Annotated in this window: 12 protein-coding genes; 6 read left to right on the forward strand and 6 right to left on the reverse strand. The window is 39.9% G+C overall.

From position 1 onward, the window contains the following. Positions 1–17: 17 nt before the first annotated feature. Positions 18–1421: a dihydrolipoyl dehydrogenase gene (lpdA, locus tag KXV15_RS03620; RefSeq protein WP_240006790.1), complete on the reverse strand. Its 1404-nt coding sequence runs from the start codon at positions 1419–1421 to the stop codon at positions 18–20. 163 nt (positions 1422–1584) lie between these two features. Between lpdA and KXV15_RS03625 the strand changes: the two genes are divergently transcribed. Beyond that, positions 1585–2559, forward strand: coding sequence for a complex I NDUFA9 subunit family protein (locus KXV15_RS03625; protein ID WP_240006791.1), 975 nt, complete (start codon positions 1585–1587; stop codon positions 2557–2559). Between the two features lie 120 nt (positions 2560–2679). Here KXV15_RS03625 and KXV15_RS03630 read toward each other — a convergent pair whose 3' ends face one another. Both KXV15_RS03630 and KXV15_RS03635 read right to left on the reverse strand, forming a co-directional pair. Next, positions 2680–3384, reverse strand: a complete 705-nt coding sequence (locus tag KXV15_RS03630; protein ID WP_240006792.1) for a helix-turn-helix transcriptional regulator — start codon at positions 3382–3384, stop codon at positions 2680–2682. Positions 3385–3398: 14 nt separating this feature from the next. Further along, on the reverse strand, positions 3399–4535 hold the full coding sequence (locus KXV15_RS03635) for an aminotransferase-like domain-containing protein (protein ID WP_240006793.1): 1137 nt from the start codon (positions 4533–4535) through the stop codon (positions 3399–3401). A gap of 80 nt (positions 4536–4615) precedes the next feature. On the opposite strand from KXV15_RS03635, the gene KXV15_RS03640 reads away from it, so the two are divergent. Together KXV15_RS03640 and KXV15_RS03645 are read left to right on the forward strand one after the other, a co-directional pair. Further along, a complete protein-coding gene (locus tag KXV15_RS03640) occupies positions 4616–5053 on the forward strand; it encodes a MarR family winged helix-turn-helix transcriptional regulator (protein ID WP_240006794.1) in 438 nt (145 codons plus the stop codon). An 80-nt stretch (positions 5054–5133) separates the two neighbouring features. Further along, the gene (locus tag KXV15_RS03645; RefSeq protein ID WP_240006795.1) at positions 5134–5841 is read left to right on the forward strand and encodes a glutathione S-transferase family protein; all 708 of its coding nucleotides are present in this window, start codon (positions 5134–5136) and stop codon (positions 5839–5841) included. On the opposite strand, the gene KXV15_RS03650 is transcribed toward KXV15_RS03645, so the two are convergent. Both KXV15_RS03650 and KXV15_RS03655 read right to left on the reverse strand, forming a co-directional pair. Continuing rightward, the gene (locus tag KXV15_RS03650; RefSeq protein ID WP_240006796.1) at positions 5842–6207 is read right to left on the reverse strand and encodes a RusA family crossover junction endodeoxyribonuclease; all 366 of its coding nucleotides are present in this window, start codon (positions 6205–6207) and stop codon (positions 5842–5844) included. Beyond that, positions 6204–7199 carry a CpcT/CpeT family chromophore lyase gene (locus tag KXV15_RS03655; RefSeq protein ID WP_240006797.1) on the reverse strand — a complete coding sequence of 332 codons (996 nt, stop codon included), beginning with the start codon at positions 7197–7199 and terminating at the stop codon, positions 6204–6206. The genes KXV15_RS03650 and KXV15_RS03655 overlap by 4 nt, the downstream gene beginning before the upstream one ends. Before the next feature lie 104 nt (positions 7200–7303). Here KXV15_RS03655 and mprF point away from each other — a divergent pair, with 104 nt between their 5' ends. After that, a complete protein-coding gene (gene mprF / locus KXV15_RS03660) occupies positions 7304–8965 on the forward strand; it encodes a bifunctional lysylphosphatidylglycerol flippase/synthetase MprF (protein ID WP_240006798.1) in 1662 nt (553 codons plus the stop codon). A gap of 3 nt (positions 8966–8968) precedes the next feature. Here mprF and KXV15_RS03665 read toward each other — a convergent pair whose 3' ends face one another. Continuing rightward, positions 8969–9562: a hypothetical protein gene (locus tag KXV15_RS03665; protein ID WP_240006799.1), complete on the reverse strand. Its 594-nt coding sequence runs from the start codon at positions 9560–9562 to the stop codon at positions 8969–8971. A 107-nt stretch (positions 9563–9669) separates the two neighbouring features. Between KXV15_RS03665 and KXV15_RS03670 the strand changes: the two genes are divergently transcribed. Next, positions 9670–11190 carry a sodium:solute symporter gene (locus KXV15_RS03670; RefSeq protein WP_240006800.1) on the forward strand — a complete coding sequence of 507 codons (1521 nt, stop codon included), beginning with the start codon at positions 9670–9672 and terminating at the stop codon, positions 11188–11190. A 132-nt stretch (positions 11191–11322) separates the two neighbouring features. After that, positions 11323–13083, forward strand: a complete 1761-nt coding sequence (locus KXV15_RS03675) for a vWA domain-containing protein (protein ID WP_240006801.1) — start codon at positions 11323–11325, stop codon at positions 13081–13083. The last annotated feature ends 37 nt before the right edge of the window (positions 13084–13120 follow it).

A 13120-nucleotide genomic window follows, 5' to 3' on the forward strand; every position in this document is an offset into this window, starting at 1 on the left:
GACGGGGTTTTAAGAATTTATACATGTATCGCCCAGCCATCGACCGCCATTGCAGCTTCTTTAACGGCTTCGCTCATGGTTGGGTGAGCATGACAAGTACGCGCAATATCTTCGGCAGAAGCGCCAAACGCGATTGCCAAACCTGCTTCTGCGATCATTTCACCAACGCCAACCCCAAGCATATGAACGCCAAGGATTTTATGGGTGTTTTTGTCTTCTAAAACTTTTACTATACCATCGGTTTCATAATTAGCGCGGGCACGGCTGTTTGCCATGAATGGGAATTTGCCAACCTTATATTCAACACCTGCGGCCTTAAGTTCTTCTTCGGTTTTACCAACGCCCGCAACTTCTGGGGTGGTGTAAATAACGCCAGGAATGTTGTTAAAGTCAACGTGACCAGGTTTGCCAGCAAGAATTTCTGCAACTGCAACGCCTTCTTCTTCTGCCTTATGGGCAAGCATTGGGCCATGGGTTGCATCACCAATTACATAGATATTATCAACATTGGTTTTCCAATGATGATTTGGCACAAAACCACGTGCATCTTTTTCAACACCAACTTCTTCGAGGCCCAAACCATCAGTATATGGACGGCGACCAACCGCAACCAAAACTGCATCTACTTCAAGTGTGGTAGCGTCGCCACCAGCAGCAGGTTCAAAGGTTAGGGTAACGCCTTTTTTATCAGCAACCGCAGAAGTAACTTTTTTACCAAGTTCAAACTTCATGCCTTGCTTAGTAAGTGATTTTTGCAAACCTTTTGCAATTTCAAGGTCAACCCCTGGTGTGATACGGTCAAGATACTCAATAACGGTAACTTCTGAGCCAAGGCGACGCCATACAGAGCCAAGCTCTAGGCCAATAACACCCGCACCAATAACCACCAATTTGTTTGGAACTTTTTTCAATGCCAAGGCACCAGTTGAAGAAATAATTTTTTCTTCGTCAATTTTAATGTCGCCCAATGGCGCAACTTCTGAACCAGTGGCAATAACGATGTTTTTGGTTTCAAGTTCACTAACAGTGCCATCTTCGGCGGTTGCAGTAACTTTATTTTTGCCAATAATTTTACCAAAGCCTTTAAGATAAGTTACTTTGCTTTTCTTCATCAAGAATTCGATACCTTTGGTAAGGCCATCAACGGCATCATCTTTTTTGGCCATCATTTTTTCAAGGTTCAGTTTTACGCCCGCAACCTCAACGCCCATATCGGCATAATGGTGCGCAGCACCTTCATAGGCATGTGAAGCATGTAAAAGTGCTTTTGATGGGATACAGCCAACATTTAGGCAGGTTCCGCCTAATCTGCCGCGTTTTTCAATAATTGCGGTTTTTAATCCCAATTGACCACAACGAATTGCACAAACATAACCACCAGGGCCACCACCAATAATTACCACGTCATATGCTTCAGACATCAAACACTCCAAGATAAGGCATTTATTTTGGGCTATATGGGCGCAAAATGGTTAAAATAAAACCCCTTCTTTCAGCTAAGAGGCGTTTTTTTATCATTTTGCTACTCGACAACCTTCGCACAAAATATTAGTGAAAAATCGATTGTTTCAAGAGAGAATCTATATGTCTGAATTGGTAACTGTTTTCGGTGGCTCTGGCTTTGTTGGAAAATATGTGGTTCGCGCGCTTTGTAAAGCTGGCAAACGGGTTCGTGTTGCTATGCGTCGCCCGCATCTTGGCAATGATTTACGCGTTATGGGTGTCGTTGGTCAGGTGCAATTGGTTCAGGCAAATATTCGCAATGCTGAATCGGTTGATCGTGCGATTGACGGTGCAGATGCAGTTATAAATTTGGTTGCGATTTTGAATGAAAAGCGCAAACAAACTTTTGATGGTACCGTGCATCATGGTGCGCGCCTTGTTTCCGAGGCGGCAAAGGCGAAAGGCATTAAAAAGTTCATTCAAATTTCTGCTATTGGTGCGGATAAGAATTCAAAATCAGACTATGCGGTTGCCAAAGCAATGGCAGAAGACGTGGTTTTGAAAAATGTGCCAACCGCAACAATTTTGCGTCCATCAGTGATTTTTGGACCAGAAGACAATTTTTATAATAAATTTGCGGCGATTTCACGCCTTACACCTGTAATGCCGTTGATTGGTGGCGGGCAAACAAAGTTCCAACCTGTTTATGCGGGTGATGTTGCAACTGCGGTTATGGCTGCACTTGAAAATCCTTCTGCACAAGGAAAGATTTATGAGCTTGGTGGTGCTGAAACCTATACATTTGAGCAAATTATCAAATATATTCAGGCAACAATTGCACGTCCACGCGGATATATGAAAGTGCCATTCGGTTTGATGAAATTTGGCGGTGGGGTTTTAAACCTTTTGACAAAATTTATTCCATTCCTTGATGCGCCATTTACCGGTGACCAAATCGAATTGATGAAAACTGATAATATGGTTTCTGAAAAAGCACTTGGTTTTAAAGATTTGGGCATTAACGAGCTTGTAAGTGTTGAATCATTGGCGCCAACTTATCTCTATCGCTTTAGACCTCATGGTCAATTCGAGGAAATTAGCAAAAAGCCAGCATAACAAAAAGCCCCGGCAAGGGGCTTTTTTTAAACTTGCAATGCCTCACAAAGTTCGGGCAAGTTGCTCTTAGATTATGCGGAAAACCGCTTCACACTTTTCCTATCGCATCGCATGGGTAATTCATTCTGTCTTACTTAAAGCATGCATGCACTTATTAATCTCAATCCACTCTTTTAGCATTTGATTGCGGTGGGTGTTATATTTTTGTGGTTCAACCACTAAATTATCCATCCTATCAGTTCTGAAAGAGCGATATTCACCACGTAATTCGCACCAACCAATTACAAGCCGCTGTCGTTCAAAATATGAAATTGCAAATGGATGAATTGTTCGCATCGTGGCATCGCCTTCAGCATTCAAATACGCAAAAGTGATTTTGTATTTTTCGCGCACTGCATGGCGGATTTTTGAAACATCTACATTGTCGGCAACAATATCAAAATTGGGCGGCGCAACCAAACTTATCTCATCGAATGATGCTTTTAAATTTGTTGGAACAATGGTTTCAATTTTTGCCATTGCATCACTGGCTGCGCGGATTAATTTTTCATCACCCCGCCGCTTTACCCACAAAAGCCCAAGAATTAAGGCTTCTATTTCATCTACTTTAAACATAAGTGGTGGGAGATCGTAACCATCTTCAAGAATATAACCGACGCCTGCTTCACCACGAATTGGCACACCTTGGGAAATAAGGGTTTGAATGTCACGGTATATGGTGCGCAATGAAACCTCAAGCTCATTGGCAATAATGTCACCTGCTATTGGCGAGCGATAGCGCCGCAGTATCTGAATAATATCTAATAATCTGTCGGCTCTTCGCATTTTACCCTGTGAATTTATTGATTTTCGCGCAAAAGTTCACCAATTATGGTAAGACCGCGGTCAGAACTTTCCATTGATGCATGACTAAAATTAAGACGCATAGATGGATATGCGCTGCTTGAATTTGCAAAAAAATGTTCCCCTGGTGTGAACAGGACATTTCTTTCTTCGGCTTTTTCAAACATGTTTTGCATATTTGTGCTTTCTGGTAATTTAACCCAAAAGAACAACCCACCTTCTGGCGCATTCCATTCGGCCATATTGCCAAGATTTTTCCGCATAAGCAAAGCAAAATTATCACGTTTTTGCTTATAATTATTGATTAGGTTTTTGATATGCCCATCACGATTTGGTGACTGAAGGTAACTCATGACCAAATATTGGCTTAGGCGGTTGGTGTGCAAATCGGCGGCTTGTTTTAATAATAAAAGATGCGGGAACATATCTTTTGAGGCCGCAATATATCCAATTCTTAAACCTGGTGATAATATTTTTGAAAATGACCCTTGATAAATCCATGAGCCATTATTCATATATGCGGCAACAGGTGTTCTTTCGCATTCATCATAGGCAAGATCGCGGTATGGATCATCCTCAAACATAATTACATCATTATCTACGCATTTTTTTGCAAATGCCATGCGCTCTTCTTTTGACCAACATTTTCCGGTTGGGTTTTGGAATGTCGGTATTACATAGGCAAGGGGAGGGTGGTTCGATTTTGACCACGTAATATCATTGATATTTTTGGGTAATTCTTCAAATTGCGCACCAAAAAAACGGAAAACCTGCAATGCCGCAAGATAGGTTGGGCTTTCGACCGCAATTTGGGTTCCATTATCTATTACCATTTTGGCAACTAAATCTATCCCTTGTTGCGAGCCGGAAAGGATTAGGATTTGCGAAGCGTCACATTCCATATTTCGCCCTTTTAATTCCTTGGCAATAAGTTCTCTAAGCTCTCTTTCACCTTCGCTTGGGCCATATTGCATGGCACTTGAAAGGGCATTCGCTGTATCGAATTTAAAGAAACTATCTTCAGAAGGAAGGCCACCTGCAAAGGAAATGACATCGGGGCGAATTGATGCCTCCAACATGGCGCGAACCGGTGATGCTTTTAAATCTTTTAACCTTGCGGATAGTTTTTGCATTTTTATCCTTCTCCAGAAATACAAAAGGTCAACAGGATTGACCAATTGACAAGATTCCATATTTGCAATAATAAGTCAATATGGTTGACCTATTATCGGAAAAAGAACTCAGAAGTTCGATTGAATTAATGTATTTCGCATATCGTGGATTTACTTCACATGCCGATAAAACCCTTGAACAAAAGGGGCTGGGGCGGCTACATCACCGTGTTTTATATTTTATTGGCCGCAACCACGGGCTTACAATTTCTGAATTACTGAAAATTCTCGCCATAAGTAAGCAGGCGTTAAACGCGCCACTGCGCCAATTAATCGAAATGAAATTGGTTGAGGCGGTTGCCGATAATAATGATCGCCGCCTAAAGCGTTTACAGCTTTCTGAGGAAGGTAATCATTTAGAAAAAATCCTAACCGGAAAACAAATGCGCCAAATTGCCGATGCCTTTAAGAATGTTGAAAATTCAGACATTGCCGCATGGCGGAATATTATGAACTACCTAAGCAATACAAATAGCTGATTATTTTTGAACTTTGCCAAACCATGCTGACATAATGCTGTCAGCATGTATGTTTTAAAGACATTGCAAAGGAGATAAAAATGATAAAACTACACAAATATAAGCCATTATGGGGTCTCGCAGACCCAAGCCCCTTTGCAATCAAAGCCATGGTTTTATTTAAGATGGCGGGCGTTTCTTATGAAGAAGAGTTCGTTGATTGGGAAGTCGCACCACGCCACAAAATGCCATATGTAACCACTGGTAACGGCGAAATAATTGGTGATACAAGTTTTATTAAAAACTATCTCGAAAACGAACATAGTGTCGATTTTACAGGGGGTTATGATGCCAAAACCTTGGCAATTGGTTTTATGGCTGAAAAGATGTGCGAAAACCACCTTTATTGGATTGAAATAAGTTATCGTTGGGGAGTTGCCGAAAATTTTAACAAAGGGCCACGTCATTTCTTTGATGATGCTCCCGAAGCAATCCGCGAAAAAATTGCCAATGAGATGTTTGAAAAGTCAAAAATGGCGCGTTTTGCACATGGCATTGGGCGTTTTAATTATGATGAAATAACCGAATTTGGCAAACAGGATGTCGATGCTTTGTCAAATTTATTGGGCGATAACAATTTTATTTTGGGCAATGATATATGTGGCTTTGACGCAATGGTTTTTGCAATGCTGTGGGGTGTTTCGACCGATTATTTCGATAGTCCTTTAAATGACTATGTTAAGTCGAAAACCAATTTAAAGAATTATCTAAAACGTATGAAGGAATTATATTTCCCTGATTTTGCGTAACTAACGTTTCCGCACTTCTATAAAAAGCTTTTCGCTTTCGGAGGGCAGTTTTTCGACCAAAAGGCGCATTATTTGGCTATCATCAACGAAGACATGGCTTTTTATGCCATCAAGAACTGCCTTGGCAACATTATCAACATCAATTTGCGGAAAATTTGGATTGAGGTGGATTTGAACGTCCACCTCAAATTCACCCCATTTAGGTCTTAGTGGCATTTGCGTACGAAAAAATTCGTGTAAGGCTTGTTTATAAACCCTTGCTTGCGAAGTCACTTCATTAATTTCAAATTGCCAGACATCGCCAATTGTTCGGCCACGCACCACAGCGCCACCAAGCCATTTTAAATTATCAATTTCATTACTCATTGCTTGGTACAGCTTGCCTGATAATCGCCATCTGCGAGGGCGATACGATTGGCACCTTCATCGGTCCAAGAATATATTTGCGCAATATCATCATTTTTATGATAAAGATAAAGCGTAAGCGACGGACGGTTATTGCCAATCGACCAATCAACATTGCGAAGTAATAAGCGCGCAGAATTGGCACCAAAATCAAGTTTCATTTCCCCGCCGGCATCATAGGTTTGGATATTGGCAATTGTTTTATCACGGTAACTAGCCCAACATTCATAAATATTTGCTTTGCGCAATTTTGTGGGGCTATTATCAAGATTGCCATAAACACGAACCCCACTTTCATCGACCCCAATATCGGTTACTTCCCAGAAGTTGGCATCAATATCATGGTGTTCGGTGCTGCGGATGGTTTTTCCACCCTTCATAAGCAGTTTGCAATTACCCGAAGTATCACCGGTAAAGCCAGATGCCCGACGCCTATAATCTATTTCGCAGCCTTCGGATTTGATAAGGTTGTCAGTCGTAACTGCATTAATATCGCCAATTTTAAAGTCGGGTTTTAATTCATATATAGTTTGCTTAATGGCGCGGCTTTTAGTGTCTGGCGATAGTGTGAAAAAGCGGGTTTTAAGTAATTTACCGTTGCCACCACCTTCACGATATTCAACCATGAATGCCTTGTCGCCAAGAGAAGGGTTTTTTAACGCTACAATTTTTGCATAAAGCCGTGGATGACGTAATTCCTTTGGAATATTAAGTGTGGGTTCAAAAAATGCCTGATTATCACTATCCCAAATACCGGGAAAAATTTTTGCCAAATCTTCGGTATCTTTTTGCAGAATTTGCGAAGTAGTTTTTTCATCAAGTTTGGCAAAAAAATCTACTTTTACTACTTCTTGGCTTGAAATAGGTGGTGTTGCGGGCGTTGTTTCCAATGGCTTGTTCGCGCCAACTTCTGGCGGTGCAAGTGCAAAAGACAACATAATAAGACCAAACATATTTTTCCCTCAAGATTTATATCTTATGATTTGCAAATTTATAAAAGCAATATTTTAGAAAAGTTAAATTGTCCAAAAAGTTGAATTGTATTGTATCAACTTTAATGAGATGTTATTCAGACCCAATGAATGCACATGCCAAAGCTGAAAGCTATAAAACCAAATTATTGCGGGGTCTTTTAAAAGACTTTTTGCCGAATTTATTCGCGATTTTGCTTTTCTTTGGTGGCCTTATCTTGCTTTTTTCCGCTTTTACGCCTGCGGTAAAAGAACGTTTCAATATCCTAAAACTTATTATCCCCATGCCTCTGGTAGAGTTTTCGCACCAATTTGCGATTGTTACCGGAGTATTGATGCTATTTATTGCCCGTTCTTTAAGTATGCGAATTGATAGTGCTTATTATGCGACACTATCATTGCTGCTGTTCGGTATTATTGCGGCCATTTTAAAAGGCTTTGATTATGAAGAAGCCATTATTTTATCATTATTATTCGTGGCAATATTGCCTTTTAAGCGGCTATTCTATCGTAAATCGGCATTATTAAGTAATAATTTCAATATCAAATTTATGATTTTGATTGCCCTTGCGCTTGGGGTGATGGTTTATATTGGTTTTTATTCCTATCAACATATTCCTTATTCTGACGAGCTTTGGTTTGATTTTGAAGAACACCCACAGGCTGGTCGCTTCTTACGTTCATTGCCAATTATGGGGGCTTTGGTTTCTATTATTTTTCTACATCGCATAATGACGCGTGGCGCAGATGGTATTGAAAAACCAACACAAGAGGAAATGGAAAAAGTTGGTGAAATCATAAGGACCAGTGATGATTCCGAGGCAGCACTGGCAACACTTGGCGACAAGTTCTTTATTTTCGGCAAAGAGCAGAAATCATTTATTATGTATGCGGTTAGAAACCAAATCTGGATTGCGATGGGCGATCCAATTGGCGATGTATCTGAATTTGCTGATTTGGTATGGAAGTTTCGTGAACAGGCAGATTTGCACGCCGCCAAGGTCGCCTTTTTCCAGGTTAGTGAAAAATATTTGCCTTTGTATCTTGATATGGGGCTTTCGCTGTCAAAGTTGGGAGAGGAGGCGTGTATTGACACCGAAAACTTCTCACTAACTGGCAAAAAAATGCAAGGGCTTAGGACAAGCCTTAATCGTCATAAGCGCGAGAATATTGAGTTTTCAGTTGTAAAGCGCGAAAATGTTCCAGAGATTTTAAAAGAATTACGCGCCGTTTCCGATAATTGGTTGACATCCAAAGAGGCAACTGAAAAGCATTTTTCATTGGGCAATTTTAACGAGCAATATATTTCGCAATTTGATATCGCAATTGCCAAGTTTGAGGGTAAAATTACGGCTTTTACCAACATTTGGCAAACTGAAAACAAAGAAGAATTTTCAATTGACCTGATGCGCTACCGCAATGATGCAAGCCATGGCATTATGGAATATTTGTTCACTTCTTTAATATTGTGGGGGCATGATAACGGCTTCAAAACATTCAGGCTTGGGCTATCTCCGCTTTCAGGGCTAGAAAATCATCCGCTTGCGCCGGTTTGGCACCGTGTTGGCAACAGCATTTTCCACCTTGGCAATGACTTTTATAATTTTGAAGGCCTTCATAATTTCAAAGATAAGTTTAATCCAATTTGGCGTCCGCGTTATTTGGCGGCAAGCTCCGGCCTTGGCTCTGCGGCAGCGCTTTTGGCGGCCACAAGGCTTGTTAATGGCGGAATCTTAGATTTTTCTTAAGCGTTAATTGTCTTTCAATTTGCGCAAATCATCACGTAATTTTTCCAATTGCGCCTTATAAGATTCAAAATCACCATATTCGACAAAATTCTTATAATGATCATGCGGGGTTTTGGTTTTCATTGCATGTTTAATTGGGCACCAATATTGTTCGGTGCGCCCCGCAACTTCGCGACCATAAGCCATAAGGCCGTTGCCATATCCACAATATACACAATTGATTTTTTCAATAATATTTAAATAATCAAGATATTGTCTGTCTATTACAATGTATTTTGAACGTTTAACCCGTGGGATTTGCCATGCGGTAAAACAGCAAAGTTGGTAAACGCCCAAGGCAATGTCAAGAATTACAAATGGTATAATCATGCCATAGATAATTGGTGCGGTTATAATTGTGGCGAATTTTGATTTGAAGATATACTTATCAATTCCGATTTTAACTTTGCGTTGGGCTTTTTTTGTTGCCTCATCAAAAACCGCTTTGCCATCTTGAATACCTTGATAAAATTTTGCTTTTTTCGCTTCTATTGTGGTTTCTATTTCATCTTCAAGAGTTTTAAGTTTTTGAATTAATATTTCAATTTCATCAGACATTTTTGATATACCATAGTAATTTTTTCGATTATCAATTGTTAAATGGTTTTGCACAATTGTATAGTGCCCAATAATAAAAAACTAATTATCAAAAAGAGGGAATCCATTTGAATATAATACCTTTTACCCTGTTGGATTGGGCAATTATTGCGCTTTTTTTCATTGGTTTGACCTTGTTTGGTATCCTGTTGCAAAGGCACGACGGAAAAGAGGTAAAGACCGAGGCTGATTATTTTCTTGCCGGGCGCAAAATCCCTGCATGGCTTGCGGCAATTTCAACCATCGCAACTATGCAGTCTGCTGCAACCTTTCTTGGTGTCCCTGATTTTGGGTTTAAGGGTGATTATACTTATCTAAGCACAAATATTGGGACAATAATTGGTGCAATCTTTGTGGGTGTGGTTTTAATTCCACGCTTTTACGCCGAAAAAATATCTACCGTTTATGAATTGTTGGAAATCAAATATTCAAAAGCTGCAATGCGCGCAGCAGGTGCGATGTTTTTAATTGGGCGGGTATTGGCAGAAGGTTCAAGAATTTATCTTGCGGCAATCGCCGTTTCAATGATTATTTTTGGCGATATTTCATTTGAAAAAATCGCGATTGCCTCGTCTTTAATTATTGTTTTCAGCTTTGCGATTTGTTTCTTTGGCGGTCTAAAAAGCGTAATCTGGACCGATTTTATCCTATTCATAATCTATATCGGGGTTGCTATTGGTTCGATATTTTATTTATTGCATCTTATAAACCTGCCGGTTGGCGATATAATTGCAAAATTAAAACCAGAAGACGGAGTTGATAAAACCCGTATTTTTAATCTAACAACGGATTTTAAAACCCCATTTTCACTCTGGGCAATTGTGTTTGGTATGTCATTATTATCGCTTGCAAGTTTTGGCTTGGATCAAGACATAACGCAACGGTTGCTGGCCTCAAAGGATGCAAAAACGGGTATAAAAAGCCTTTATAGCGCTGCAATTTATACAATTCCAATTGTGTCAATTTTCTTGATAATCGGTTCATTGCTTTATGTTTTTTATAGTAATGCCAGCGCGCCAGTTTCAAAGTTTAAGGGTGAGAATATATCAGTATTTATGTATTTTATCCTAACCGAAATTCCGGTTGGTTTGCGCGCAATGGCTGTGGTTGGGGTATTGTCGGCGGCAATTTCAACGGTAAATTCTGCCTTAAATTCAATGTCTTCTGTAATGATACAAGATTTTTACAAGCCGCTTGTTGCGCCTAAAAACTATCCAGAGCATCATTTCATAAAGGCCGGCATGGTTGGGATGTTGATTGTATCTATTGTTTTGCTTGGCATGGCGATTTTGTCCTATGTTTGGCAAAAAGCAACGGATATCCCATTCCTTGAGTTTGTATTAGGTGTCATGACATTTGCCTATGCAGGGTTATTGGGTGTTTATTTTGCCGCCATTTTTACCAAGCGTGGCAATACGATTTCAATTATCGCTGCTCTAATTGGTGGGTTTGTATTTATTGCCCTTCTTCAGCCATATATTGGCAAACCACTTGGGATACCGCAAACCTTGCTTACTCTTGCATTCCCATGGAAACTTTTACTGGGGAGTAGTGTATCATTCCTTGTGGCAATAAGCGTAAAAAATTGAAAATAAAATAATTTTATACTTAATAAAAAGTAAATTTAAGGCATAAAATCAACCTGTTTCCATAAAGCCCAAAAAAACTAATTTGCATTATATTAGATTTGTTGAATGGACTTATATATACTGGGGACGGGGTTGAAAAAGAAAAACATTCGGGGCAATGTTGCGCTGATATTTAGTGTTGCCGCAGGCGCAATCGCATCCGCATTATCGGCAACCATTGAATTAACACGTATCTCATACGCACACTCATCACTTCAGGCCGCAAACGATGCGGCATTGCTTGATGTCGCTGTTGCTGGCGGTGAAATAAATGCCGCGAATAATAAAAAAGTTGAAAACAATATTGCAACCCAAATTTCTGGCGGGATTATTTATGAGCCGTCATCAAATTTGTCAGAAGTGAACGAAAACGGCGTTAATCAATTAAAGCTGCATACAATTGCCAAAGTAAAACCATTTTTAGGGCAATTATTAGGCTTTAATTATTATGACGTTAGCGTTGATTCACAAGTTGTAACCGATGGGGCAGGAGCCGAAGTTGTTTTTGTTCTTGATACCACTGCGTCAATGGCAGACAATTCCCGTATGACAAATCTTAAATCTGCGATGAATGATGTTTTGTCGAATATGATTAATTCGTCTGGCGTCAATTTTAATGACGTAAAAGTTGGAATTGTTCCGTTTAATACACAGGTAAAAGTTGCCCCATCTACCTCATACGGATGGGTTGATTATGGCAAAGCCAATAATTTCCAATATTGTGATTATACAGATTCAAGCCGCCCAATTTGGCCTGCTTGTCCTACTTATTTCTGGAATTTGGATATTGTTTGTAATGATGCGCCAGATGAGAATAGCTGTCGTAGCACGGCAAAATTTTATGATCGTCCAATTTGGGATTATGCTGGCCGTCATTATTATGAACAGGTTGTAGTCGCGAATTATTTCGATGGTAGTCAATATAAAATCAATAAGCACACTATAACAGGATGGTGGACAGATTCTGTTTATACACTTGTATCAACTGATGAGGCCGGTGCCCATTATGCGTGGGTTGGCGGCTCAAGTGGAATAGACAATGATGCACAAACTTCGGTAACAAGTGCCAATCTCGTTCCATATAACCAAATCCCAACATATAATGATGGCGGCATAAAGAATTATGCCTCTATGGATCCATTTGGTTTTGATTTACGGTATCAAGATGGAACTGGTGATGTGTGGTTTCCTGATGGATATGGTGCTTCAAGCGGAATTGATAAAACCTATTCGGTTTATAATACCAATGTTCGTCGTATGATAACACCACCTTCAAGCGATCATAAGTCTGAATGGAAAGGCTGCATAATTGATAGAAATCAGGATTACGATGTAAATGCCAAACCGGCAGATGCCGCGAAGCCTGATTCATTATATCCTGCACGTAGTTGTAAAAATGAGCCATTGGAAGCCGTGTTACCACTTACAAGTGATATCAATAGTGCAAAGGATAAAATTGCCGCATTACAGCCTGCTGGTTATACAAATATTACTATCGGCATTCAGTTTGGTATGGAGTTATTAAGCCCTGAGGCACCATATACCGAAGGCGTGGCATTTAAAGATAAAACTAGAAAAAAATATATGATTATCGTAACCGATGGCGAGAATAACAATAATAAATTTTCTTCTAATAAGGCCGATGTTGACGCGCGAACTGCACTTGCTTGCCAAAATGCCAAAGATGTTGGTATCACCCTATTTGTAGTAAGGCTTGAAGAGGGTGACCAAAACCTTCTAAGCCAGTGTGCAACAAAAAAAGAGTATTTTTATGACGTAACCTCGGCAAGTGGCCTCGGAGAAACCATGAAAAAAATGTTCAAATCCATTAGCAAGTTAAGAATTGCAAAATAAGCGATTGGCTTATTTTAAGTCTTGAGCCTGTGGCTAA

This window comes from Pseudaquidulcibacter saccharophilus, from assembly GCF_019455445.1.
Taxonomy (GTDB): domain Bacteria; phylum Pseudomonadota; class Alphaproteobacteria; order Caulobacterales; family Aquidulcibacteraceae; genus Pseudaquidulcibacter; species Pseudaquidulcibacter saccharophilus.

Excerpts from the sequence above, each read along its gene's own strand:
- lpdA (WP_240006790.1), bottom strand. The coding sequence starts at position 1,421 with ATGTCTGAAGCATATGACGTGGTAATTATTGGTGGTGGCCCTGGTGGT.
- KXV15_RS03625 (WP_240006791.1), top strand. The coding sequence starts at position 1,585 with ATGTCTGAATTGGTAACTGTTTTCGGTGGCTCTGGCTTTGTTGGAAAA.
- KXV15_RS03630 (WP_240006792.1), bottom strand. The coding sequence starts at position 3,384 with ATGCGAAGAGCCGACAGATTATTAGATATTATTCAGATACTGCGGCGC.
- KXV15_RS03635 (WP_240006793.1), bottom strand. The coding sequence starts at position 4,535 with ATGCAAAAACTATCCGCAAGGTTAAAAGATTTAAAAGCATCACCGGTT.
- KXV15_RS03640 (WP_240006794.1), top strand. The coding sequence starts at position 4,616 with ATGGTTGACCTATTATCGGAAAAAGAACTCAGAAGTTCGATTGAATTA.
- KXV15_RS03645 (WP_240006795.1), top strand. The coding sequence starts at position 5,134 with ATGATAAAACTACACAAATATAAGCCATTATGGGGTCTCGCAGACCCA.
- KXV15_RS03650 (WP_240006796.1), bottom strand. The coding sequence starts at position 6,207 with ATGAGTAATGAAATTGATAATTTAAAATGGCTTGGTGGCGCTGTGGTG.
- KXV15_RS03655 (WP_240006797.1), bottom strand. The coding sequence starts at position 7,199 with ATGTTTGGTCTTATTATGTTGTCTTTTGCACTTGCACCGCCAGAAGTT.
- mprF (WP_240006798.1), top strand. The coding sequence starts at position 7,304 with ATGAGATGTTATTCAGACCCAATGAATGCACATGCCAAAGCTGAAAGC.
- KXV15_RS03665 (WP_240006799.1), bottom strand. The coding sequence starts at position 9,562 with ATGTCTGATGAAATTGAAATATTAATTCAAAAACTTAAAACTCTTGAA.